The 22356-nt window shown below is 30.6% G+C and carries 27 protein-coding genes and 2 tRNA genes; 16 read left to right on the top strand and 13 right to left on the bottom strand.

Annotated elements, in window-relative coordinates:
- Positions 1 to 138: 138 nt before the first annotated feature.
- A complete protein-coding gene (gene sfsA, locus HA148_RS01380) occupies positions 139 to 879 on the bottom strand; it encodes a DNA/RNA nuclease SfsA (protein ID WP_209129559.1) in 741 nt (246 codons plus the stop codon).
- 69 nt (positions 880 to 948) lie between these two features.
- Here sfsA and murJ point away from each other — a divergent pair, with 69 nt between their 5' ends.
- Positions 949 to 2532: a murein biosynthesis integral membrane protein MurJ gene (murJ, locus tag HA148_RS01375; protein WP_209129557.1), complete on the top strand. Its 1584-nt coding sequence runs from the start codon at positions 949 to 951 to the stop codon at positions 2530 to 2532.
- Positions 2533 to 2535: 3 nt separating this feature from the next.
- Here the strand turns inward: murJ and HA148_RS01370 are convergent, their stop codons facing one another.
- Positions 2536 to 2820: a DUF3181 family protein gene (locus HA148_RS01370; RefSeq protein ID WP_209129555.1), complete on the bottom strand. Its 285-nt coding sequence runs from the start codon at positions 2818 to 2820 to the stop codon at positions 2536 to 2538.
- 14 nt (positions 2821 to 2834) lie between these two features.
- Positions 2835 to 3086, bottom strand: coding sequence for a hypothetical protein (locus HA148_RS01365; RefSeq protein WP_025913276.1), 252 nt, complete (start codon positions 3084 to 3086; stop codon positions 2835 to 2837).
- A gap of 86 nt (positions 3087 to 3172) precedes the next feature.
- Here HA148_RS01365 and HA148_RS01360 point away from each other — a divergent pair.
- From HA148_RS01360 to leuD, 5 genes are all read left to right on the top strand, one after another.
- A tRNA-Arg gene (locus tag HA148_RS01360) sits at positions 3173 to 3246 on the top strand.
- A 77-nt stretch (positions 3247 to 3323) separates the two neighbouring features.
- Positions 3324 to 4595, top strand: coding sequence for a serine hydroxymethyltransferase (glyA, locus tag HA148_RS01355; protein ID WP_209129552.1), 1272 nt, complete (start codon positions 3324 to 3326; stop codon positions 4593 to 4595).
- The gene (locus HA148_RS01350; protein WP_209129550.1) at positions 4592 to 5866 is read left to right on the top strand and encodes a competence/damage-inducible protein A; all 1275 of its coding nucleotides are present in this window, start codon (positions 4592 to 4594) and stop codon (positions 5864 to 5866) included. The genes glyA and HA148_RS01350 overlap by 4 nt, the downstream gene beginning before the upstream one ends.
- Before the next feature lie 13 nt (positions 5867 to 5879).
- Complete coding sequence (gene leuC, locus HA148_RS01345; protein ID WP_209129548.1) at positions 5880 to 7286, top strand: 3-isopropylmalate dehydratase large subunit; 1407 nt, start codon at positions 5880 to 5882, stop codon at positions 7284 to 7286.
- Entirely contained in the window at positions 7286 to 7897 is a 612-nt protein-coding gene (leuD, locus tag HA148_RS01340) for a 3-isopropylmalate dehydratase small subunit (protein WP_209129546.1), read from the top strand. Before leuC ends, leuD begins: the two co-directional genes overlap by 1 nt.
- An 89-nt stretch (positions 7898 to 7986) precedes the next feature.
- Here the strand turns inward: leuD and HA148_RS01335 are convergent, their stop codons facing one another.
- Positions 7987 to 8115 (bottom strand): photosystem II reaction center protein I, encoded by a 129-nt coding sequence (locus HA148_RS01335; RefSeq protein WP_002805124.1) that lies wholly within the window; start codon positions 8113 to 8115, stop codon positions 7987 to 7989.
- A gap of 108 nt (positions 8116 to 8223) precedes the next feature.
- Entirely contained in the window at positions 8224 to 8376 is a 153-nt protein-coding gene (gene psbN, locus HA148_RS01330) for a photosystem II reaction center protein PsbN (RefSeq protein ID WP_011817745.1), read from the bottom strand.
- 80 nt (positions 8377 to 8456) lie between these two features.
- Here psbN and psbH point away from each other — a divergent pair, with 80 nt between their 5' ends.
- The 3 genes from psbH (at position 8457) to HA148_RS01315 (ending at position 9649) form a co-directional block, all read left to right on the top strand.
- A complete protein-coding gene (psbH, locus tag HA148_RS01325) occupies positions 8457 to 8657 on the top strand; it encodes a photosystem II reaction center phosphoprotein PsbH (RefSeq protein WP_002805661.1) in 201 nt (66 codons plus the stop codon).
- Between the two features lie 128 nt (positions 8658 to 8785).
- Positions 8786 to 9388 carry an aminoacyl-tRNA hydrolase gene (pth, locus tag HA148_RS01320; RefSeq protein ID WP_209129544.1) on the top strand — a complete coding sequence of 201 codons (603 nt, stop codon included), beginning with the start codon at positions 8786 to 8788 and terminating at the stop codon, positions 9386 to 9388.
- 3 nt (positions 9389 to 9391) lie between these two features.
- On the top strand, positions 9392 to 9649 hold the full coding sequence (locus HA148_RS01315; protein WP_209129542.1) for a DUF3146 family protein: 258 nt from the start codon (positions 9392 to 9394) through the stop codon (positions 9647 to 9649).
- Here the strand turns inward: HA148_RS01315 and HA148_RS01310 are convergent.
- From HA148_RS01310 to ntcA, 3 genes are read right to left on the bottom strand one after another with little or no spacing between them, the layout of a single operon-like run.
- Positions 9630 to 10067 (bottom strand): hypothetical protein, encoded by a 438-nt coding sequence (locus HA148_RS01310; RefSeq protein ID WP_209129540.1) that lies wholly within the window; start codon positions 10065 to 10067, stop codon positions 9630 to 9632. The two genes, HA148_RS01315 and HA148_RS01310, sit on opposite strands and share 20 nt — an antisense overlap.
- 5 nt (positions 10068 to 10072) lie before the next feature.
- Positions 10073 to 11032, bottom strand: a complete 960-nt coding sequence (locus HA148_RS01305; protein WP_209129538.1) for a DUF3084 domain-containing protein — start codon at positions 11030 to 11032, stop codon at positions 10073 to 10075.
- Positions 11033 to 11071: 39 nt separating this feature from the next.
- Positions 11072 to 11806: a global nitrogen regulator NtcA gene (gene ntcA, locus HA148_RS01300; protein ID WP_209129535.1), complete on the bottom strand. Its 735-nt coding sequence runs from the start codon at positions 11804 to 11806 to the stop codon at positions 11072 to 11074.
- A 202-nt stretch (positions 11807 to 12008) separates the two neighbouring features.
- Between ntcA and HA148_RS01295 the strand changes: the two genes are divergently transcribed.
- From HA148_RS01295 to thyX, 3 genes are read left to right on the top strand one after another with little or no spacing between them, the layout of a single operon-like run.
- The gene (locus tag HA148_RS01295) at positions 12009 to 12590 is read left to right on the top strand and encodes a cob(I)yrinic acid a,c-diamide adenosyltransferase (protein ID WP_209129533.1); all 582 of its coding nucleotides are present in this window, start codon (positions 12009 to 12011) and stop codon (positions 12588 to 12590) included.
- A gap of 4 nt (positions 12591 to 12594) precedes the next feature.
- Positions 12595 to 13188 carry a dCTP deaminase gene (gene dcd, locus HA148_RS01290; protein ID WP_209129531.1) on the top strand — a complete coding sequence of 198 codons (594 nt, stop codon included), beginning with the start codon at positions 12595 to 12597 and terminating at the stop codon, positions 13186 to 13188.
- A gap of 1 nt (position 13189) precedes the next feature.
- Positions 13190 to 13822, top strand: a complete 633-nt coding sequence (gene thyX, locus HA148_RS01285) for an FAD-dependent thymidylate synthase (protein ID WP_209129529.1) — start codon at positions 13190 to 13192, stop codon at positions 13820 to 13822.
- Between the two features lie 3 nt (positions 13823 to 13825).
- On the opposite strand, the gene HA148_RS01280 is transcribed toward thyX, so the two are convergent.
- Entirely contained in the window at positions 13826 to 14323 is a 498-nt protein-coding gene (locus HA148_RS01280) for a thioredoxin domain-containing protein (RefSeq protein ID WP_245151971.1), read from the bottom strand.
- A gap of 186 nt (positions 14324 to 14509) precedes the next feature.
- Here HA148_RS01280 and glmM point away from each other — a divergent pair, with 186 nt between their 5' ends.
- A complete protein-coding gene (gene glmM, locus HA148_RS01275; RefSeq protein ID WP_209129525.1) occupies positions 14510 to 15862 on the top strand; it encodes a phosphoglucosamine mutase in 1353 nt (450 codons plus the stop codon).
- 7 nt (positions 15863 to 15869) lie between these two features.
- On the opposite strand, the gene trmB is transcribed toward glmM, so the two are convergent.
- On the bottom strand, positions 15870 to 16499 hold the full coding sequence (gene trmB / locus HA148_RS01270) for a tRNA (guanosine(46)-N7)-methyltransferase TrmB (protein ID WP_209129523.1): 630 nt from the start codon (positions 16497 to 16499) through the stop codon (positions 15870 to 15872).
- A gap of 121 nt (positions 16500 to 16620) precedes the next feature.
- Here trmB and HA148_RS01265 point away from each other — a divergent pair, with 121 nt between their 5' ends.
- Positions 16621 to 17244 (top strand): DUF3177 family protein, encoded by a 624-nt coding sequence (locus HA148_RS01265; protein WP_209129520.1) that lies wholly within the window; start codon positions 16621 to 16623, stop codon positions 17242 to 17244.
- Positions 17204 to 17539 carry a hypothetical protein gene (locus tag HA148_RS01260; RefSeq protein WP_209129518.1) on the top strand — a complete coding sequence of 112 codons (336 nt, stop codon included), beginning with the start codon at positions 17204 to 17206 and terminating at the stop codon, positions 17537 to 17539. Before HA148_RS01265 ends, HA148_RS01260 begins: the two co-directional genes overlap by 41 nt.
- Here HA148_RS01260 and ileS read toward each other — a convergent pair.
- The 3 genes from ileS to HA148_RS01245 all read right to left on the bottom strand — a co-directional run bounded on the left by ileS (position 17536) and on the right by HA148_RS01245 (position 21166).
- Positions 17536 to 20442, bottom strand: a complete 2907-nt coding sequence (gene ileS, locus HA148_RS01255) for an isoleucine--tRNA ligase (protein WP_209129516.1) — start codon at positions 20440 to 20442, stop codon at positions 17536 to 17538. The two genes, HA148_RS01260 and ileS, sit on opposite strands and share 4 nt — an antisense overlap.
- Before the next feature lie 121 nt (positions 20443 to 20563).
- Positions 20564 to 21013 carry a hypothetical protein gene (locus tag HA148_RS01250; protein ID WP_209129514.1) on the bottom strand — a complete coding sequence of 150 codons (450 nt, stop codon included), beginning with the start codon at positions 21011 to 21013 and terminating at the stop codon, positions 20564 to 20566.
- 71 nt (positions 21014 to 21084) lie between these two features.
- Positions 21085 to 21166, bottom strand: a tRNA-Leu gene (locus HA148_RS01245).
- 240 nt (positions 21167 to 21406) lie between these two features.
- Here HA148_RS01245 and HA148_RS01240 point away from each other — a divergent pair.
- Positions 21407 to 22354: a fatty acid desaturase gene (locus HA148_RS01240; protein WP_308789034.1), complete on the top strand. Its 948-nt coding sequence runs from the start codon at positions 21407 to 21409 to the stop codon at positions 22352 to 22354.
- Positions 22355 to 22356 lie beyond the last annotated feature (2 nt).

Raw genomic sequence — 22356 nt, 5'->3', positions numbered from 1 at the left:
CTTTCAAATTTAAATTTATTCAAAAAACTTATCAGTGTCTAGTAGTTGTTTATACCAATTTTATAGTTGCACCATAAAAAATTATTTGTTAAATTTGAAAATTATTTTTTTAAGATTTCAGATTATCAAGTTTATAAATTATTTTAAAGGTTTAATTCCATTCCATGTTACGTGATCTTTATGAAATACAAACGAGCAAGGGATGGTGATCATGCCTGCACTAGAAGATTCTCTAAAAAGACTGCCATATAAGGGATCTGCCTCATCTCCGGGAGTAAAAAATTCTGCATCTTTTCTGGTTATACAAGGTACTAAAACGCTTTTACTTTCAGGAATCAGTTCTTTTAATTCTATTAAGTGTTTTTGGCCTCTTTTCGTTACTGTATCTGGGAAAAGAGCTACATTTTCTTTAATCCAAGTTGTATTTTTTACTTCTATGTAAATGTTACGTTTATCAGGATTTGAAGATTTTGGAGTTAAAAAAAAGTCAATTCTGCTTTTTTTATCTTTTCCATAAGGGATTTCTGATTTAATTGTCTCTATTTCTCCTATTATTTCTTTCAGCAAATTTTTCTCAATAACCCTTTTGATTAACTTATTTGCAAATAGGGTATTAATACCCACCCAAACCTCTTCATTTTTTGCATCTAATACAGATATCTGTTCCCATGTAAAAGGTAATTTTCTTTTTGGAGAAGGGGAAACACTTATTCTTACTTTTGCTCCCTCACACAAAAGACCTTTCATTGGGCCTGTGTTAGCACAGTGAGCAGTTACTACCTCTCCACTCTCTAGTTTAATATCTGCAAGAAACCTTTTATACCTCTTGATTAAAACCCCTTCAATTAATGGATCAAATTCAATTATCCGATCATTCATAAATATGTCTTTAGTTAAAAATCAAATATAATTGAAACTTAAACATCTTGATGATTTAGACAAATCCAAATGCATTCATTTCTAAAAAATAATGTTTTTTCAATTTCATTTGGTACTAGTCTTAGTAAATTAGCTGGATGTATAAGACAAATATTCATAGCTGCTGCTTTTGGGGTTGGGGTAACATACGACGCGTTTAATTACGCCTACATAATTCCTGGTTTTTTGCTAATAATAATTGGAGGAATTAATGGTCCCTTACATAACGCAGTCGTTGCAGTTCTAACTCCACTTAACAAAAAAAATGGAGGAATTGTTTTAACTCAAGTAAGTATAAAGCTTTCAATATTATTATTCATCATAGCCATATTGATTTATTCAAATTCCAGTTTATTAATTGAATTATTAGCCCCCAATTTAAGTTCGCAAGCTAAATCTATTGCTACTTACCAATTACAAATACTTACACCATGTATCCCTTTATCCGGCTTCATAGGTTTAAGCTTTGGCGCCTTAAATTCTCAAAGAAAATTCTTTTTATCAAGTATAAGTCCAGCAATAACAAGCGTAACTACTATTTTTTTTATTTTATTTAGTTGGATTTTTAACCAAGAAAATATATCTTTTAATTTCCTTAATTATACGGGATTACTGGCTTTTGCAACTTTGACAGGAACTTTTATTCAGTTTGTTGTTCAAATTTTGGAAATAAATAAAATTGGTCTCTTGAGATTAAATTCAACCTTCAAATTATTTAAAGATGAAGAGAAGAGGATTTTCAAACTAATCATTCCAGCATCTATCTCATCGGGTCTAAGTCAAATTAATGTTTTCATCGATATGTTTTTTGCTTCAAGTTTTCAAGGAGCAGCATCTGGACTAGCTTACGGAAACTTTCTCATACAAGCACCTTTAGGCATATTATCGAACTCTTTGATTTTGCCATTACTTCCAAAATTCTCAAAATTGAAAAGTGATAAAGACGTTAGAGGTCTCCAAAAAAAATTGATATCTGGAATAGAGTACTGTTTTTTAACAACTATTTTTTTAACCGGATTTTTTATAACATTTAATAATCAAATAGTACAATTAGTTTTTCAAAGAGGATCATTTGATTATGCAGCGGCTTTAAAAGTAAAAAATATATTAATTGCTTATGCAGTTGGCATACCTTTTTATCTTTATAGAGATTTATTAGTAAGAACTTACTATTCAATAGAACAAACAAACTTCCCTTTTAAGTGTTCATTAGCAGGGATAATATTAAATATTTTTTTTGATTGGTTTTTAATTGGTGCCCCAATTGAAAATTTTGGAAATCTTTCACCATATAATTTTGGAGTTGTAGGAATAATTTTATCTTCGGTAATGGTCAACTTTATAGTTTGTATTTTGCTTTCTTTTAATCTGAGAAATGAAGATATCCATTTACCTAACTTGGATTTATTGAGGAAAATTATCCTTATGTCATTTGCTGCATTTATAGTAAGCACACTTTCTTTTGCTATTCTCAAAACTGCAAATAACTTCAATTCAAATCTAGGACAATTTTTATTATTAATATTTGGATCTTTAACTTTTTTTGCAGTTTATTTTTTACTTACAAAATGCTTTAAAGTAAATAAATTTAAAGTTTCAAAAAAAGAAATTTAGTTTTTAAAAAAAACTTTCCAAAATCTCCTCTAATTCTACAATTTGTGAAGTAGTGATTAAATTAACAAGTGGAATACTGTTAACACCATCCCCTACTTTTACATTTATGGCTTTCAAACTTATTTTTGCAGCCTCCAATGGGCCTTGATCTTTATTGCTTATACATTCAAGAGCAAGATGCCTAGCTAGTCCAGCGTCTCCAAGATACAAATTCCACTTTTCTATTTTTATAAAAACCTTTTCGGAAATAACATTTTCTAGATCACTTATACTTATCTGAGAGTCCATAAATAGAAATTAATTTAAGTTGATTGTTTTGAAGTATCTTTAGGTTTTTTTATAATTACGAAAAGTAAATGGGAGGCCAAAAGAACTGACCAGACAATTGCAAAATTATTAAAATAGCTGATTTCATATTTAATCTCTTTTAAAAGCCACGTGCCACTTACAATCGCAGTAAATATCATGCAGTGAATAACAAAATTTACTATTCGAGAAAAATGTTTATAGATAGGATCTTCTGAGTCACCATTTCCGTACCACTTTATAGGCATATTAATAATTAGATTGTTAATAATAGACATTTTACCCGAAATCTAGTTGACTAAGAGACCCTGAAACAGAGATATTACATAATTATGCGCCTGTAGCTCAGTGGATTAGAGCACCTGACTACGGATCAGGGTGTCGGGAGTTCGAATCTCTCCAGGCGCGTTTAAAATTCTGAAATATTCTTTTTATATTTTTCTAAAAAATATCGTCTATATTATGAGTATTACTTATCAAATTCAATGAATATCCTTCAAAATCTTAAAGAAAGTGATCCAGTAATATCGAATTTTATTAACTCTGAAAAAAATAGGCAGGAAACTCATCTTGAGTTAATCGCAAGCGAAAATTTCGCATCAATTGCCGTTATGCAGGCTCAAGGTTCCGTACTTACAAATAAATACGCCGAGGGATTACCCCAAAAAAGATATTACGGGGGATGTGAATTTGTTGATGAAATCGAAGAATTAGCTATTCAGAGAGCGAAAAAATTATTTGATGCAAATTGGGCTAATGTTCAACCCCATAGTGGAGCGCAGGCAAATGCTGCTGTTTTCCTAAGTCTACTTAAACCTGGCGACACAATCATGGGGATGGATTTATCTCATGGTGGACACCTAACTCATGGGTCTCCAGTAAATATGAGTGGTAAATGGTTCAATGCTGTTCACTATGGTGTAAATAAAGAAACTAGTGAATTAAATTTTGATGAAATAAGAGAGATAGCACTTGAAACAAAACCAAAATTAATCATATGTGGATATTCTGCTTATCCAAGAACAATCGATTTTGAGTCATTTAGAAATATTGCAGATGAAGTTGGTGCATTCTTAATGGCTGATATTGCACACATCGCCGGTCTTGTAGCAAGTAAACTTCACCCAAATCCAATACCATATTGTGATGTAGTAACCACAACTACTCATAAAACATTAAGAGGGCCTAGAGGGGGACTTATCTTGTGTAAAGATGCAGAATTTGGAAAGAAATTTGATAAATCTGTTTTCCCGGGAACTCAGGGTGGTCCCTTAGAACATATTATTGCCGCTAAAGCAGTTGCATTTGGAGAAGCCTTGCAGCCAGATTTCGTTAATTATTCCCAACAAGTAATAAAAAATGCAAAAGTTCTAGCTTCAACTTTAATAAATAGAGGTATTAATATCGTTAGTGGAGGCACTGATAACCATATTGTTTTACTTGATTTAAGAAGCATCAATATGACTGGTAAGATTGCTGACTTACTTGTAAGTGAAGTGAATATCACTGCAAATAAAAATACTGTTCCATTTGACCCTGAATCACCTTTTGTAACCAGCGGGCTAAGGTTGGGAACTGCTGCTTTAACTACTAGAGGCTTTAATGAAGATGCTTTTGCTGAAGTTGGCGAAATTATTGCTGATAGATTACTTAACCCAGACGATTCACTGATTGAAAATCAATGTAAAGAAAGAGTATTAACCTTATGTAATCGTTTTCCTCTTTATGAAGGCAAACTTGAAGCATCAATTAAATGAGTCCTAACTCCAAGGGAGTTGAAATTCTTTCTATTGGAACAGAGCTACTCTTAGGAAATATTATCAATACAAATGCTCAATGGATTTCTGAACAGTTATCTCAATTAGGCTTAAATCACTTTAGGCAATCAACTGTCGGTGATAATTGTGATCGAATTATAAAAGTAATTCAAGAAATATCGAAAAGAAGTAATCTTCTAATTACAACTGGTGGCTTGGGACCCACCCCAGATGACTTAACTACTGAAGCAATAGCCAAATCTTTTAATGTATCTCTTTTTGAAAGACCCCTCTTATGGGATGAAATTAAACAAAAACTTTCATACTCAAAGCTCAAGGACGATTCCTCCAGCTTAAGGAAACAATGTTTCTTCCCAGAAAATGCTCAAATTATTAATAACCCTAGGGGCACTGCCCCAGGAATGATTTGGGAACCAGTAAAAGATTTTACTATCCTTACTTTCCCAGGAGTACCAAGTGAAATGAAAACTATGTGGGAAGAGACGGCGTATGATTTCATTAAAACCAAATTCTCAGATAATTATTCCTTTTTTTCAAATACTCTTAAATTTGCGGGTATTGGAGAATCAAGCGTTGCTGAAAAAATTAATGATCTATTAAATCTTAAAAACCCTACCGTTGCTCCATATGCAGACTTAGGAGAGGTTAAACTCAGAATCACCGCGCGAGCTAAGAACAACCTAGAAGCAAAAAATATAATTAAACCTATTAAAGAAAAATTAAAAAAAGATTTTTCAAAATTTATTTTTGGAGAGGATAACGATACTCTTCCTAGCGTTTTAATAAAAGAATTAACCAAGAGGAACGAAACTATTGTTTTTGCTGAATCCTGCACCGGAGGCCTTCTATCATCATCACTAACCTCAATATCAGGCTCATCTCGAGTTTTTCAAGGTAGTATTGTTTCCTATAGTAATGAACTAAAAAATTCATTATTAAATATTTCTAAAGAAAAGCTTACAAAATATGGAGCTGTATCTGAAGAAGTTTGTGAGGCCATGGCAATTAATGTAAAAGAGAAATTAGGAGCAGATTGGGCAATAGCAATTAGTGGAATAGCTGGTCCTAAAGGAGGGAGTCAAGATAAACCGGTTGGACTTGTCTATATTTCAATTTCAGGACCGAATAATCATATAACTAATATAAAAAAACTATTTAACTCAACACGAAATCGAATAGAAATTCAAAGACTAAGTGTAAATGTGTGTTTGAACAGCCTCCGATTAATCCTATTATCGAATAGTAAGTAACTATTTTTACAAATTGAGTCAAGATACCCTATTTGATAAAGTTTGGGATTTACATAAGGTTTCAAGTCTTCCTGGAGGATCTGATCAAATATTTATTGGTCTTCATCTTATCCATGAAGTGACTAGTCCTCAAGCATTTGGTGCTTTAAAGGACAAAAAATTAAAAGTAAAATTCCCTGACAGAACTGTTGCTACTGTTGATCATATTGTACCAACAGATAATCAGAGCAGGCCTTTCAAAGATAATCTCGCTGAACAGATGATTGAAACACTTGAGAAGAATTGCTTAGAACATAAAATAAGATTTTTTAATATTGGTAGTGGTAATCAAGGAATAGTTCATGTAGTAGCACCGGAATTAGGCTTAACTCAGCCAGGAATGACAATCGCTTGCGGAGATTCTCATACTTCAACTCATGGAGCTTTTGGGTCAATTGCTTTTGGTATAGGTACAAGTCAAGTAAGAGATGTTCTTGCTACCCAAACCTTAGCCATGAACAAATTGAAAGTGAGGCAGATTTGGTGTGACAATAAATTATCTAAGGGTGTTTATGCTAAGGATTTAGTCCTTCATATAATTAATAAACTTGGTGTAAAGGCAGGAGTAGGTTTTGCATATGAATTCGCAGGACCTGCTATAGATGAATTATCAATGGAAGAAAGGATGACGATATGCAATATGTCTATTGAAGGAGGAGCAAGATGCGGCTACATCAACCCTGACGAAAAGACCTTTAGTTACATTAAAAATAAATTATATGCTCCAAAAAATGAGCATTGGGATAGAGCGCTTAGATGGTGGGAATCATTAAAAAGCGATGAAAATTCAATTTATGATGACGTAATTAAATTAGATGCTTCTAAGGTAGAACCAACTGTAACCTGGGGGATTACTCCCGGCCAAAGTATAAGCATTAATCAACAAATCCCTCTTTTAGATGAATTATCCCCAAATGATAAATTAGTTGCAGAAGAGGCTTATGAATATATGAGTTTCAAGCCTGGACAATTAATAAAAGATACTCCTGTAGACGTTTGTTTCATAGGTAGTTGCACAAATGGAAGAATCAGTGACTTAAGAGTTGCAGCTAAAGTATTAAAAGGCAAAAAAGTATCCAAGAATGTCAAAGCATTTGCAGTTCCAGGTTCAGAAAAAGTAGCTACTGAAGCAAAACAAGAAGGTCTTGATCAGATATTTAAGGATTCTGGATTTCAATGGAGAGAGCCTGGCTGCTCAATGTGTTTAGCAATGAATTCAGATAAGCTAATAGGTAATCAAGTTAGTGCTAGTTCTAGTAATAGAAATTTCAAGGGTCGGCAAGGATCTCCCAGTGGAAGAACACTGCTCATGAGTCCAGCAATGGTTGCTGCTGCTGCAATTAATGGCAAAGTCAGTGACGTTAGGGAATTTATCAACTGATGAAATCAGACTTTATCCCGCCAATTGGAAAAATTTCAAATATTAACGGGCAATGTATCTCATTGATTGGAAATGATATTGATACAGATCGAATAATTCCAGCGCGTTTTTTGAAGTGTGTTAACTTTGATTCATTGGGTGAATCTGTTTTTGAGGACGATAGAAAAACTTTAAAAGGAAAGCATCCTTTTGATCTAGAGGAAAACAAAAATGCCTCAATACTAGTTGTTAATAGCAATTTTGGATGTGGTTCCAGCAGAGAACATGCCCCCCAAGCGCTTATGAGATGGGGTATAAAAGCAATCATAGGCGAGAGTTTCGCCGACATTTTTTACAGTAACTGTATTGCGATAGGAATTCCATGTTTTACGCTACCTAAAAAATCCATAGAAGAAATACAAAACTATTGCAATAATCAATCTTTACTTTTAGAAATTGATCTTAAAAATTCATTAGCAAAATCAAAAGATTTAAATTTCAATCTTGAGATCAAAGAGAGCTCAAGAAAAATGTTTTTATCCGGAGAATGGGATGCTACAGCAACATTACTTGAAAAATCTTCTCTAGTAGAAAGGAAATTTAAAGAACTACCTTATATAAAATTTATTTAGGTCGTTTAATAGCAAAAAACCTTATAAAGGTATTAGAAAATATATTTAAAAATTATATTTTTACAAAATTTGAAACAAGTCAAGGATAATTAATCCTGAGGACTTTCTAAATCTTTTCTATTAGGTGTTCTAGTTGGGTCACTAGCTAAAAAGCCGAAAAGAAAGATTCCAACGAAGAAAAAAACAATTGTGTATACAGAAATTTTAAGGGCAAGCATGGAATTACAAGTGCTGACAGATTTATATCCTATTAAATTTATATTTAAATCATGTTAAAAGGTTTACTTTTTGTATTTTTGGAAAATTTTGAAATACTTTAAAGGGAGTTAATCATCATGATCATCCCATGGATCTGTAAGTTTTGCAGCTTTAGGTCCAAATGCGGTCCATAGACCAAATCCTGTTAGAGCTAATAGTAATGCCAGTATTGTTACTGCTATAGAAACTGCAGGATCTGGAGCGGATGATAAAGTTTGCATCAATTTTACTAAGTTTGTAAACAATTTATGTATAAGTTCTTATACAATAGCGAAATAATATTCGATTTAGTGAATTCAACATGGGTCAAAAAACAGCATTAGGAAGTCTTTTAAAAGCGATTGGCAATTCTGGTCAAGGTAAAGTGGTACCTGGCTGGGGGGCAGTTCCTGTGATGACAGTAATAGGATTACTACTTTTAGTCTTCTTAGTTATTCTTCTGCAAATTTACAACCAATCACTATTACTACAAGGTTTCTCAGTAGATTGGAATGGAAACTAGATTTCTGAAAAACCTTTAAAGTTGTTTTAATCTAAAAATCCCTAATAAAATATTAGGGATTTTTATTTTTTGGTTATAGTTTGTTTGTATATTTATCATTCTCAATGAGAGGAATTTAGAAATACATCATGAATGAAATATATCTAATTGGATTGGGTAATCCTGGAAAAAAATATTCAAAAACTAGGCATAATATTGGATTCTTACTGCTTGAGAAACTCTCAAAAAAACATAACTCAAATTTTCTAATAAAAGATAAACTTAAAAGTTCCTGCTCAGAATTTCAAATCAATAATTGTACTTTCAGGTTATTTTTACCAAATACTTTTATGAATAACAGTGGTGATGCTGTCCGAGCAATAGTTGATTGGTACAAAATAAATCTAGATCAGATTTTTATAATAGTTGATGATAAAGATCTTCCCCTTGGAAAAATAAGATTTAGAAAAAAAGGGAGCTCAGGAGGACATAACGGTCTTAAAAGCGTCATTGAACAATTACAAACACAAAACTTCAAGAGAATAAGAATTGGTATTGGTTCACCTCCTCTTATAAAAGGAAAAAATAATTTCAATACCATTTCACATGTTTTAGGAAATATTTCTCTAGAAGAAAATTCAATATTAGATAAAGTATATAGAAGAGTAATAGAATCCCTCGAACAACTTAATACTAAAAAAGAAGAAAATATTATTAATGAATTAAATTCTTTTGATAAAGACCAACCATAAAAAATGCGTTCAAAACCAGAAACAATAGCCAATATAAGTGTCAATGAGTATTGTTTTTCAAAAAAGCAAATTAAGGGAGTTGTTGAAGCTAGTCAATTTAAATGGACTTTTACATGGTCCTTTAATAAAGGTTTGTTATTAGTGAATCCTCCACTAGGAAGAGCATTAATTGAAGATGCCTTATTGAGATTTTTATTAAAAAAAGATTATGAACTTGAAGCAGGTAATGAATATAAATTGACTATTTCAGCCAAGTTTTAAACTCTACATTCCGATCAAACGTAAACTCTATTTTACAATAATCCTCTAATATTATTAAAGCAGATATAGCATCAAGATTTTTGTTAATTATAAAAAACTCCCTAGGAATTAAAAACTTCATACCTCTTATTGGGAAAAGTTTAAAATATCTTTCCTTGGCTCTATAAGTAGTATCTTTCTCTTCAAAAGAAATTATTTCTTTTTTTAAAAAATTTAGTTTTTCCCTAATCTCTTTACTAGTTGTACCATTTCCAATAATAATTTTTGATATGTTTTCAACAGTATTTAAATTTCTCACATAATCCTCAAGAAATGCACTTTTAAGAATGATGGCTTTATAAACTTTTTTATTATTTATTTCAGCTAAAACTAACCCACATTTAAATTTACCAGGATCAATAGATATAATTTTCGACATAAAAACTACAACTTGGTAATAATTAAATCAACTATTATTGGCTCTGCTGTTTTACTATTTTTTAATGATATCACCTCTAATTTATATTTTATATCTTGAGATATCTTCAAATAATCTCTAATTTTTTTAATAAAGTTTCCTCTGGTATTAATTTCGTTAACTATTGATCCCTTTAATTTAATTTTATCTGTTGTTTTTCTCAACAAGTTTTTAATTTTTGAATTAATGTTTTTATTATCTATATCATTTTTCCCAAAAATTTCGCTGTTAATAACTTCCCCCTCTTTTACAATAATCTTATTTTGTAACAACTCTGGATATACAAAAACAAAATTATCTCCTTTCAAAACATTAGTTGCTGATTTAATCAATAGGATCCAATTCCCAGTTTTTGAAGTAACTCCTTCTATTTCAGAAAGATCATTAGGCCTCCACAAAAGAATATTTTCTTTTTCTTTTTTATTAGGGATTACAATTTTTTGAACATATTTATCAGCACTATTATAAATTTTTCCTAGATCTAATTTTATATTTGGATTAGAAGTGACTTCTGCAATAAATAATGTTTGACCTCGTTTAATAACTACATTTCCACTTCTAAATTCTTTAATATTACTTTTTAGTTTGTTTAATTCCTTTTCTTTATTAATAATCTTATCTTCAAGCATTTTTGTTTCTTCCTGTAAAGGAACAAGTGCCTTTTTACTTTCATCCAAAGTTTTTTGGAGAAAGGGAATATCAACAAAAAGTCTTTGCCTAAATTCTTCACTAAATAGAAGCAATAAGCCTATAGAAATTGCACTAATAAATCCACCAGTTATTATCGTTATTATTGTTGCTGTTTTTTTTGGTCTTAATTTTAAGATACTAAATCTTGCCTTTCCAATCTTCGTTCCAAGAAGATCACCAAATGGTGCAATTAATCCGCCAAGTATTATCAAAAAAACAATTAAAATCCAAGCCACATTATTTTGTATACTCGCTACATCATAATTAATGATGAGTCAATTAAATCTTTTTGCAAGGGCTATTGGGTCAAATACTGTAATTTTTTTTCTTTCAATGGTGAGGAGCCCGGAATCCTTTAAATCTCCTAATAATCTCGTTATGGTTACTCTTGTAGAACCAATAGCTTCAGCAATTGCTTGATGTGAAAGCCTCAAATCTATTGTAATACCTTTTTCACTTGCAACTCCAAAGTCTCTACACAAAACCATCAAAAAGCTTACTAAGCGAGAAGACATATCTCTATGAGTCAGAGTTTCTATCATAGTTTCTGTTTGCAAGATCCTACTTGAAAGTCCCTGCAGCAATAATAGTCCTACAGATGCATCATCCTCTATCGCTCTTAAAACAGAGTTTGCAGGGGCTGTTATCATTTCAACTCTTGTGAAAGCTATGGCGTGATAAAAACGATCAGATCTATGACCTGTAAGAAGAGATAAAACACCAAAGAGGCTATTCTCTCTTAATAAAGCAACAGTTATCTCTTCGCCAGATTCATAAACTCTTGATAACCTAACTGCTCCTCTTCTTATGAGATATACCCTCTCAGCAGGATCACCAGGGAAAAAGATTGTTTTAGATCTCTCCACCATTTCTGTGCTTGCACCCTCTAGACCTTTAATTACTTCCATTAAAGTTCTATTTATTGGAAAACGTTCTCCAAAAGAGCTTGTTTTACTTTGTCCAGACTGTTGCGAACTAAAGCGATTGAATCCTCGAGAAGAAGGTATCATAAATATCTTGACTATTAAAAAATTTAAGAAGACACATTGAAAAATCTTGTATCAACAGTAACAATTTTCAATTCTTATTGGTTGCATTAAGGAGATCTCTCGCTTAGCTTCAACTTTTCCAACTATTTTTTAAGTAAAATTACACTATATGCAGCGTAATTAATTTCAAATTATACTGCATATAGAAAAGAAATCTAAAATAATGGTGATTAGTTCATTTAATTCTTATTCCAAAAGTAATCTTGATGTTGTAAAAACAACCACTTCAAATAAGTCAAATTTAAAACAATTTAAACAAAACGGTCAAATTCAAATCTATCAATCTTCTTTTAGAGGAAGTTATTCATCTATCATTAGAGACTCTTTAAGAAATGCTGCTCTTGGTAGAAAAGTGCTTCTAGTACAATTCATGAAAGGTGGAGTTAAGCAAGGAATTGAAAATGCAGTAAAGCTTTGTGGGAATTTAACATGGGTAAGATCATCACATTCCTTTGATCAATATGATTCAAAAGAAATTGAAAATAATAATAATTTAAAAAAATCTATTCATGAATCTACTTATAAATTATGGAATTTTTGCAAAAAAGAATTACTTTCTGGCGAAAATGATCAGATCATACTTGATGAAATTTTTCTTGCAATTAAAAAAGAAATTATTGATAAAGATGATTTGATTTCAACACTTGAAAACCGATTTTTATCAGGAGATGTAATCCTTACAGGTACAGATATTCCTAAAGATTTATTATTAATGGCTAATCAAATTACCGAACTACGCTCATAAAAAAATGCTAAAAAATGATCTTTGGATAAATAAAAAAGCTTCTGAAGGAATGATAAATCCTTTCCAATCAAACTTGGTTAGGCATCTTGAACCTGATAATCACCAAAAGCCAGTTTTGAGTTACGGATGTTCTTCTTATGGCTATGATTTAAGACTTTCATCAAAAGAATTTCTCATTTTTAGACATATCCCTGGTACTGTGATGAATCCCAAAAAATTTAATCCGGATAATTTAGAAAAAACTGTTCTTCACCATGATGATGATGGTGATTTTTTTATTCTTCCTGCTCACTCCTATGGTTTAGGAGTCGCATTTGAAAAAATGAAAGTACCAGAAAACATAACTGTAATTTGCATAGGAAAAAGTACATACGCACGTCTAGGAATTATTGTTAATACAACACCCGCAGAGGCTGGATGGGAAGGCCACCTAACTCTAGAATTCAGTAATAGTTCAGGCGCAGATTGCAGAATTTACGCAAATGAGGGTATCTGTCAACTACTCTTTTTTGAAGGTGATCCATGCTCTACAACTTATAACGACAGAAAAGGTAAATATCAAAACCAACCAGAAAAAGTGACTCTAGCAAAGATCTAAAATGAGTAAAGTTGAATTAATATCTCTCACTCCTGATGCAGAGAAAACAATGGCTTACATTGCAAGAGTAAGTAACCCAAAAAATCAGGAAAATCAGGACTATTCAAAATTATTGAGTTATTGCATTAAAAATGAACATTGGAGTGTATTTGAACAGTCATTTATGACCTTACAAATAGAAACCAATAGGGGAATTGCTGCCCAAATTTTAAGACATAGATCATTTACTTTCCAGGAATTTTCACAAAGATATGCAGATAGTTCTCAATTGGGAAATATTCCCTTACCAGAGTTGAGGCGTCAAGATTTTAAAAATAGGCAAAATTCAATCCCTGACCTCCCTGATAAGTTAAAAAAAAGATTCAATGAAAAAATTAGTTTACATTTTCAGGCTGCTTCAGAATTATATGAAGATTTACTTGCTGAAGGTGTAGCCAAAGAATGTGCGAGATTTGTTTTACCATTAGCAACTCCCACAAGAATCTATATGTCTGGATCATGCAGATCGTGGATCCATTATATTCATTTAAGGTCAGGTCACGGTACCCAAGAAGAACATAAGTCTATTGCCCAAAATTGCAAGTCTATTTTTAAACAAAGTTTTCCGATTGTATCAAAATCTTTAGAATGGTAAAAATTATGAATGACTGCGAGGACCTACCTCATTATTTTTACTTTCTTGAATTGTTGAAAATTCAGCATTAATAATTTCTTCATAGGGTTTATCTTCTTTTTTCAAATTATTAATAGATTCTCTTATTTTTATTTCATCTTGTTTACCAATAAATGTAGATATTAGATTCCCCTTTTTATCAAAAAGATTAACTTGAGGAATCCCATTGACGGCGAACTTCTCGATGTAATTACCCCATTTTTGATTATCAACATTTAAAAAAACAAAATTAATATCTTCTTCGTATTCATCTTTAAGAGAAGAAACTTGTGGAGCCATTTCTTTGCAAACTTCACACCACTCTGCATAAAATTCAAGAAATGTAGGTTTATTATTTGTGAAAGCTATTTCAGGGTCAACAGATAACTCTCCAAAACTCTTTAAAAGATAAGTTGATTTAAAAAATAGATTTTTAAACAAAAGCATTGAAATAATAACAATAGATATAATCAAAACAAGCATTATTTTAAAATTTGTCTTTAAAAATGGCTCTCGACTTTCAGATTGCACTATTAAGGTATTACTAACTAAAGGTATCTTAAATAAGTTAAACAAATAAAGAGAATTGAAAAATATAAGCTTTTAACCAACTGATAAAATAAGGATTGAAAAGTTATCAAAAACTTCTTTGATTCCCGAAATCTAATTATGCAATCAATCTTTGGAACTGATGGAATAAGAGGAAGATTTAATGAAGAGATAACTTATTCTCTAGCCTATAAAGTAGGTTATGCTCTAGGTTCGTCTTTGAAAAAGAAAAATCCAATATTAATTGGAAGAGATACAAGAATTAGTGGAGATATTCTCCTTCAGGCCATAACACAAGGTATAAATGAAAGTGGCAAAAAATTTATAAATCTTGGAATCTGTCCAACCCCAGCTATTCCTTTTTTAATAAGACAAGAGAGCTTTAGCAGTGGTGTCATGATATCTGCAAGTCATAATCCGCCAGAATATAATGGAATAAAAATTTTTGATCATAATGGTCAAAAAATTACTAAAAATTTTGAGAATAAAATTCAAAAAATAATTGAAGAGTCAAAAAAAAATATATCAATTCCTACAAAAGTGGTTTCCCTAAAAACAAATAAAGATCTTATGGATACTTATATTAAAAGCCTAATCCAAACAATGGGTGGAGAAAGTTTAAGCGGGTTGAGAATAATATTAGACACATGCCATGGATCAGCAACAACTTGCGCAAAAAAAATTTTTCAGTCTCTTGGTGCTGATGTAAAAGTTATCAATAACTCTAAAAATGGTTTGAAAATTAATTTGAATTGTGGTTCTACTAACCTCGAACCATTAAAAAAAGCATTAAGAGAGAGTCCTGCAGATATGGGATTCAGCTTCGATGGAGATGCCGATAGAGTAATTGGAATCGATTCAGAAGGTAATGTGCTGGATGGAGATCATATTCTTTTTCTTTGGGGTAGAGAACTAATGGAACAAAAAATTCTCACCAATAATTTACTAGTATCAACACAAATGGCAAACTTAGGTTTTGAAAAGTCCTGGAATAAAATTGGAGGAATTTTATATAGAACTGATGTAGGAGATAAATATGTTCATGACGCAATTAAGAAAAAAAGAGCTATTTTAGGAGGTGAGCAGTCAGGTCATATACTTTCAAAAATTAATAACTTTTCTGGTGATGGGATATTGACTGCACTTCAAATTTCCAAATATTGTAAAAAGAAAAATATTAATTTAAATGATTGGCTTAAAAGTAGTTTCGAACCTTTTACTCAAAAACTAACTAATATAAAATTAGATTTTAATATTAATAAATTAAATCCAAAAAATAAAATCTTAATTGATGAATCTATAAAAAATTTTCAGGCAGCATATTCGGATAACTGTAGAGTTTATATAAGGCCTAGCGGTACAGAACCTGTAATCAGAGTTCTAGTTGAAGCCAAAAATTATAAAGAAGTTCATTCTTTATCAGGCGAAATAACTAACAAACTCTTTTTAGAAATTGATAAAATAACAAAATAACGATGAATTAAATTTTTATATAAATTTTTTCATAAATATCAAGTTGGTTAACAATCACATACTTTTCCCTATCAGTTTTAATTTTAATTGGATTAAAACTTTCGGAACAATTAAAATCTTTTTTATTTATTGTTTTAAAATGAGAATTACTTGATATAGTGCAATCCATATAATCGAATAAATCCTTTACATCTGTTTTTATAAAAATTAGAGTGCCTTTTTGCAATAAATTTGAAAGCATATTAATAAATTCTGGCTGAATTACACGCCTTTTATAATGCCTCTTTTTAAACCAAGGATCAGGAAAATTAAAAGAAATACTTTTTAGATTTTTAGTAATAAATTTATTTTGGACATCATTCAAAATATTATTAGCATTACCAAATATAAAATATAGATTTTTGATTTCTCGTTCAATAACTTTTAATTTAGCATTTTTGACTAATTTCTCACGAATTTCAATTCCTAAATAATTCCAACTAGTATTAACTAAAGCTAAATCAAATAGAAACTCACCAGCAGCACAACCTATATCCAAATGAAGATTCGATTTAGAATCATCAAACATTTCGCTCAAAGAGGGTATTCTCTCAATTTGATTGAAATTACTACTAAGGGGATTAACATGCTGTCTCATACAATTATTAATATATTCCTAGGCAACATTATAAGAATTCATAATATTCATAACTATGACAATAGTAAGTTCAAAAGTAACAGTTTGATGTTTAATTATTATGTGTTTAAAAGAAAAAATTTTGAACGTTTTTAATCAACTTTCTATTTGGCTATCATTTCAACTTTCAATAATTTTCCTTATTGGTATTCCTCTTACTCTATCTTTCTGGTCAATTAAAAAAAGAAATAAAGCAGTTACTAAACTTCTATCAATTTATTGGAAAGTATCACTTTTATTTTTTATAAGCCTTCTACTTTTAATAGGAAAGTATAATTATGCTCTTGTGATAACAAATATTTCAACATTATTAATGACAGTTTCAGTTTGGTTTTGGAACGATATTAATGATGAATTAAGAGAATATGATTTTTCTTACTCCCTTACCACGACAACAAAAATATGGAGATGGACGATAACTTTTATATCTCTCAATTTCTTTATTCAGAGTTTACAAAACTTCAACTGCTTTTCTTTTATAAATTCTGATGCGTGTGCAATATGGCTTCAGCCTTCTTCAAGTTTATATACCATTATAAAAAATTTATTTAATTTTTTCTTTGGAGCTAACTTTACCCAGCCGATATCAAAATTCTTAGGGTTATTCTCATTATTAATCTATATTTTAGGCCTTATTCAATGGTCAATAATCAAATTACCTAAAAATGGAAGAAACTCCTGCTTCTCAGAAAATGGCAAAAATTGATTTAATAAATAGTCTTGAAAAAATAAGTTCCGAGATACCTGATAGGATACTTAAACTAGAGGGATTCATTCTAAAAGAAAATCAAAAAGAAAAATTAGAAATAATTATTTTCAGAGGTTACAGTAGCTCAACAACTCATCCAATTGAAATAGATTTAGAAAAAAAAGTAATAACACTTTCTTATACAATTGCAAATTTTAAACTTTATAAAGCCCCATTAACAGAAACCGAAGAAAATTTAATAAGAGAAAGTCAAAACTCAGTTTTCTTTTTGAATCAAAAAAACTGGATTTAAATTAATTCAAAATTAATAATACTTGAACATCTTTTGCATAATTTTGTATTTTGGATTCCATTAAAAGTTTCTTTTTGATAATGCCAACATCTATCACATTTTTGACCTTGAGCTTTATTTATCTGAATTTTACCAAGTGCATTGTTATCAATAATCAGAGAATTCTCCGCCAAATCGGATACCACTTGGAAGTTTGATACTATAAGCCAATCTCTAAATAAATCTACATCTTGATTACCAAATTCTTTTAGCCAAGCAAGTGAATCTTTTAAAGCTTTATCTTCAGGTAAATAATTAACTTCAGTTTCCAAAGCTGCTCCAATTATTTGTTTGTTCCTACATCCTTCTATAGCCTTGTTAATTTCAACTCTCAAATTTCTTAAATTTGCAATGTGCTCATTAAGTATTTGATTTTTCCATGACTGCGAAAATATAGGCCATCCTCTTTGAAAGACTGATCTTTCTTCAGTTGAATATGGAATATTTTGCCAAATATCTTCAGCCATATGACAAAGCACTGGAGAAATAAGTACGGCTAAATTTTCAACAACTTTTGACATGACGAACTGACAAGATCTTCTCCTAAATTGTGATTTAGAACTTACATATAACCTATCCTTCGCAATATCCAAATAAAAATTTGATAGATCTACAACGCAAAAACTTTGCAAAATTTGGAAAAATTTTGAAAATTCATAATTTTCATAAGCATTTGATATTTGATCTGTAACCTCAACTAATCTGCCCAACATCCATTGATCTAAAAGAGGCAATTGATCGATTTCAAAACTATCAATTTTAGGATCATAATCATGAATATTACCTAGAAGATATCTTGCAGTATTACGAACTTTTCTGTATACATCTGAAAGTTGCTTGAGTATATTTGAACCAATTGGAACATCTACTGAATAATCTACAGAGCTTACCCAAAGCCTTAAAACATCGGCACCATATGCAGGATCAGTTTTCTTATTATTACCTCCATTAATAATTATATTTGGATCAACAACATTTCCTAAAGATTTGCTCATTTTTCTTCCGTTTTCATCAAGTGCAAAACCATGAGTTAAAACTTTCTTATATGGAGGTTTATTATTTACTGCAACAGACGTTAGCAAAGAAGACTGAAACCATCCTCGATGTTGATCTGAGCCCTCTAAATAAAGATCTGCTGGATACTTTAATTCACTTCTTAGTTCACATACTGCGGCCCAGCTAGATCCTGAATCGAACCAAACATCCATTGTATCTGTTCCTTTTTTCCATAGATCAGATTCTTTTGCGTAATTTTCTGGCAAAAGATTCTTAACATCCCAATCCCACCAAATATCTGCTCCATGTTCACTAAAAAGTTCTTGAATATGATTAATTATCTCTTCGTTAAGGAGTATGTCATTACCATTTTTTTTATAAAACACTGGAATAGGGACTCCCCATGACCTTTGTCTAGAAATACACCAATCTCCTCTACCAACAACCATAGAATAAATTCTTTTCTTTCCAGTCTCTGGCATCCATTCAACATCTTCGATTGCCTTTAATGCAAATGATCTAAAGCCATTTACAGATGCAAACCATTGTTCTGTTGCCCTAAAAATAGTTGGTTTTTTGGTTCTCCAATCATACGGATATCTATGCTTATAATTTTCTTGTAATAGAAGCAAATTATTTCCTTTTAAATGATCAATAATTAAATCATTTGCATCTTTCAGGACATTTGATCCTTTGAATTGACCAGAATATTCATTTAGGTTACCTTTTTCATCAACGACACATGTTATTGGTAAATCATATTTTTGACCCACATTAAAATCATCTATCCCATGACCAGGCGCAGTATGAACAATTCCAGTCCCTGATTCTGTAGTAATATAATCTCCTCCAATTACAATTCTGCAATTTTTATTCTTAGAAGGATGTTGATATTCAATATTTTCCAATTTGGAGCCTTTAATCTCTAAAAGCACCTTGAAATCTTTATTAAATTTCTTACTTATTTCAGAAGATAAATCCTCAGCAAAAAGGAAAATTTTCTTATCTTCATCGATGGCGAAAACGTACTTTATTTTTGGATTTACTGCAACTGCTTCATTTGCAGGTATAGTCCAAGGAGTAGTTGTCCAAATAGTTATATAAGAATTATTTTGAAAAAATTCTTTTTTGATATTAAAGTTTTCTTGGATGAAATTCAATAGAATTTCCTCAGGTATTTTAGTGATTTTTAATGAAACATAAATACTTTTTGAATAATGTTCATCAGGGTATTCTAATTCTGCTTCTGCAAGGGCAGTCCTTGAACTTGGACTCCAATGCACAGGTTTAAGACCCCGATATATATAACCATTTAAAAACATTTTCCCAAATACTCCAATCTGAGCAGATTCATAACTTTTCTTAAGAGTTAAGTAAGGATTATTCCAATCTCCCCATATGCCCCACCTTTTGAAACCCTCCTTCTGATTATTAATTTGAATATGAGCATAATCTGTTGCTTTTTTTCTTAAATTTAGGGTGTCAAGATTCTTTCTTTCATCAGATTTTAAATTCTGAAGAACTTTTAATTCAATAGGTAATCCATGACAGTCCCAGCCAGGTACGAAATGAACCCTAAATCCTCTTAAGGTTTTGTATTTATTTATTATGTCTTTTAAAACTTTATTAAGGGCATGACCCATATGAAGAGCTCCATTTGCATAAGGAGGGCCATCATGTAATGTAAATATTTCGCCTGAATTGCTTGAACCTAATTGGAAATCAATATCATTTTTAGCCCAAAAATTCTGAATCTCAGGTTCTCTTACAACTGAGTTAGCACGCATTGAGAAGTCAGTTTTTAATAAATTTAAAGTTTCTTTATAAGAAAAGTCTGATTTTTGTTCTTTGCTATTTTGAGATTTCATTAGACGATATAAGAAATATTGGTGATCAAAAGAATTATTTAAATAAATCTAATTCATTATATTGTTTCTTAATTGACCTGTAGTTTTTTTGGAATGTTTCAAATAACCAATATATTTGATTTCAGACTTTTATATTATCATTTTTATCATTTCTTACCCATTTTTTTTGGGTTGTATTTTCATTATTTCTACCAAAATTAAAAAAATTTGAAGGTTTCGTGAAATCAGCAAATACCAGATTTAAAGATTCTAATATTTTCAACAAGTTATTTTTAAACTCCAAAAAGGTAATTAATTTTTTCTTTTCGTTATCTGTCAATTGGTACCATCTAGATAAAAAAAGCTCAACTAGATAAAAAATAACTAGTACTGTTAAAAAAAGAAAAATTACAAAAAATGATTCATCTAGTGTTTTATTTTTAATTATTAATATCAAACCTATTAATAAATTTAAAAAAGCTTTTATAAAGTCTTTTGGTTTGCCGAGCTCAAGATAAATTATCGGTACAGTTAGAAAAATGGTCCCAACAAAAATATAAAAAGTTCCCAAATATAATATCAAACTATTCATTAAATAAACTTCTTATTTAAAGTATAAGGGTTGATATCAATTAACAAACTATCTATCAGAATTTCCTTAAGTGCGGTCGGGGAGACTTGAACTCCCACACCCGAAGATACGAGTACCTAAAACTCGCGCGTCTACCAATTCCGCCACGACCGCTCAAATAAAATAATAATTGAAAGAGGTTTATTTTAAAAATTTTTTTTCTTAAGATGATTAATTTGACACATTAAAATTAAATTAAAATCTCCTAAAAGAAACTTTTTATATTTGACCATGCAATCAACTTAAAATATTAGTTATATTATTTAAAGAATAATAGAAACAATTTCAAACTTAACCAGTAAAAATACAACAAAAAATACTAATTCTTCGAAAACATTTAATTGGCAAAAAGAGATTAAAAATTACGTAGATCCGCCAAGTTTTTGGAATCCAACATTAGGATTATTTTTTGGCGGTTATTTTCTTGCTTTTCTTAGCATATGGCAATGGTATAGAGGTGTTTGGCCTTTACCTTTACTTGTAGCCACTGCTTTTTTAGCTTTACATATTGAAGGTACTGTTATTCATGATGCCTGTCATAAAGCTGCTCATCCAGTTCCTTGGATAAACCAAGCAATGGGCCATGGCTCAGCTATTCTATTAGGGTTTAGCTTCCCAGTTTTTACGAGAGTACATTTACAACATCATATTCACGTAAATCACCCCAAAAACGATCCAGATCATATTGTCAGTACTTTTGGTCCAATTTGGCTAATTGCTCCAAGATTTTTTTATCATGAGGTGTTTTTCTTTCAAAGAAAACTCTGGCGAAGATATGAACTACTACAATGGGGAATCGAAAGATCCATATTCATAACAATTATTTTGGCAGGTTTGAAATTTGACTTTATGAATTTAATTTATAATTTATGGTTTGGCCCAGCATTAATGGTAGGTGTTACTCTAGGAATATTTTTTGATTATTTACCTCATAGACCATTTCGATCAAGAAATAAATGGATAAACTCTAGAGTTTATCCAAGCAAATTTATGAATTTATTAATAATGGGACAAAATTACCATCTCATTCATCATCTTTGGCCTTCGATTCCTTGGTTTGAATACAAAATAGCTTATGAAAAAACTAAACCTTTATTGGATACAAAAGGCTCCCCTCAAAGGGTTGGAATATTCGAAAGTAAAGAAGACATTTTTAACTTTATTTATGATTTATTAATAGGTGTAAGGAGTCACAGCAAAAAAAGGGGGAAAATAAGAAAAATCATTAATTTATATCCAGGCTTTAAAATAAAAAAGTTTTTATTAAAGATAGTCAACAAAACATTTATTGGAAGCAACTAAAT

This window comes from Prochlorococcus marinus XMU1405, from assembly GCF_017696275.1.
GTDB lineage: Bacteria > Cyanobacteriota > Cyanobacteriia > PCC-6307 > Cyanobiaceae > Prochlorococcus_A > Prochlorococcus_A marinus_AB.
The sequence above is the reverse complement of the archived record's forward strand: the minus strand, read 5'-3'. Positions and strand labels throughout refer to the sequence as shown.

Coding starts and splice junctions, on each gene's coding strand:
- sfsA (WP_209129559.1), bottom strand. CDS start 879: ATGAATGATCGGATAATTGAATTTGATCCATTAATTGAAGGGGTTTTA.
- murJ (WP_209129557.1), top strand. CDS start 949: ATGCATTCATTTCTAAAAAATAATGTTTTTTCAATTTCATTTGGTACT.
- HA148_RS01370 (WP_209129555.1), bottom strand. CDS start 2,820: ATGGACTCTCAGATAAGTATAAGTGATCTAGAAAATGTTATTTCCGAA.
- HA148_RS01365 (WP_025913276.1), bottom strand. CDS start 3,086: ATGCCTATAAAGTGGTACGGAAATGGTGACTCAGAAGATCCTATCTAT.
- glyA (WP_209129552.1), top strand. CDS start 3,324: ATGAATATCCTTCAAAATCTTAAAGAAAGTGATCCAGTAATATCGAAT.
- HA148_RS01350 (WP_209129550.1), top strand. CDS start 4,592: ATGAGTCCTAACTCCAAGGGAGTTGAAATTCTTTCTATTGGAACAGAG.
- leuD (WP_209129546.1), top strand. CDS start 7,286: ATGAAATCAGACTTTATCCCGCCAATTGGAAAAATTTCAAATATTAAC.
- HA148_RS01335 (WP_002805124.1), bottom strand. CDS start 8,115: ATGCTTGCCCTTAAAATTTCTGTATACACAATTGTTTTTTTCTTCGTT.
- psbN (WP_011817745.1), bottom strand. CDS start 8,376: ATGCAAACTTTATCATCCGCTCCAGATCCTGCAGTTTCTATAGCAGTA.
- psbH (WP_002805661.1), top strand. CDS start 8,457: ATGGGTCAAAAAACAGCATTAGGAAGTCTTTTAAAAGCGATTGGCAAT.
- pth (WP_209129544.1), top strand. CDS start 8,786: ATGAATGAAATATATCTAATTGGATTGGGTAATCCTGGAAAAAAATAT.
- HA148_RS01315 (WP_209129542.1), top strand. CDS start 9,392: ATGCGTTCAAAACCAGAAACAATAGCCAATATAAGTGTCAATGAGTAT.
- HA148_RS01310 (WP_209129540.1), bottom strand. CDS start 10,067: ATGTCGAAAATTATATCTATTGATCCTGGTAAATTTAAATGTGGGTTA.
- ntcA (WP_209129535.1), bottom strand. CDS start 11,806: ATGATACCTTCTTCTCGAGGATTCAATCGCTTTAGTTCGCAACAGTCT.
- HA148_RS01295 (WP_209129533.1), top strand. CDS start 12,009: ATGGTGATTAGTTCATTTAATTCTTATTCCAAAAGTAATCTTGATGTT.
- dcd (WP_209129531.1), top strand. CDS start 12,595: ATGCTAAAAAATGATCTTTGGATAAATAAAAAAGCTTCTGAAGGAATG.
- thyX (WP_209129529.1), top strand. CDS start 13,190: ATGAGTAAAGTTGAATTAATATCTCTCACTCCTGATGCAGAGAAAACA.
- HA148_RS01280 (WP_245151971.1), bottom strand. CDS start 14,323: ATGCTTGTTTTGATTATATCTATTGTTATTATTTCAATGCTTTTGTTT.
- glmM (WP_209129525.1), top strand. CDS start 14,510: ATGCAATCAATCTTTGGAACTGATGGAATAAGAGGAAGATTTAATGAA.
- trmB (WP_209129523.1), bottom strand. CDS start 16,499: ATGAGACAGCATGTTAATCCCCTTAGTAGTAATTTCAATCAAATTGAG.
- HA148_RS01260 (WP_209129518.1), top strand. CDS start 17,204: ATGGAAGAAACTCCTGCTTCTCAGAAAATGGCAAAAATTGATTTAATA.
- ileS (WP_209129516.1), bottom strand. CDS start 20,442: ATGAAATCTCAAAATAGCAAAGAACAAAAATCAGACTTTTCTTATAAA.
- HA148_RS01250 (WP_209129514.1), bottom strand. CDS start 21,013: ATGAATAGTTTGATATTATATTTGGGAACTTTTTATATTTTTGTTGGG.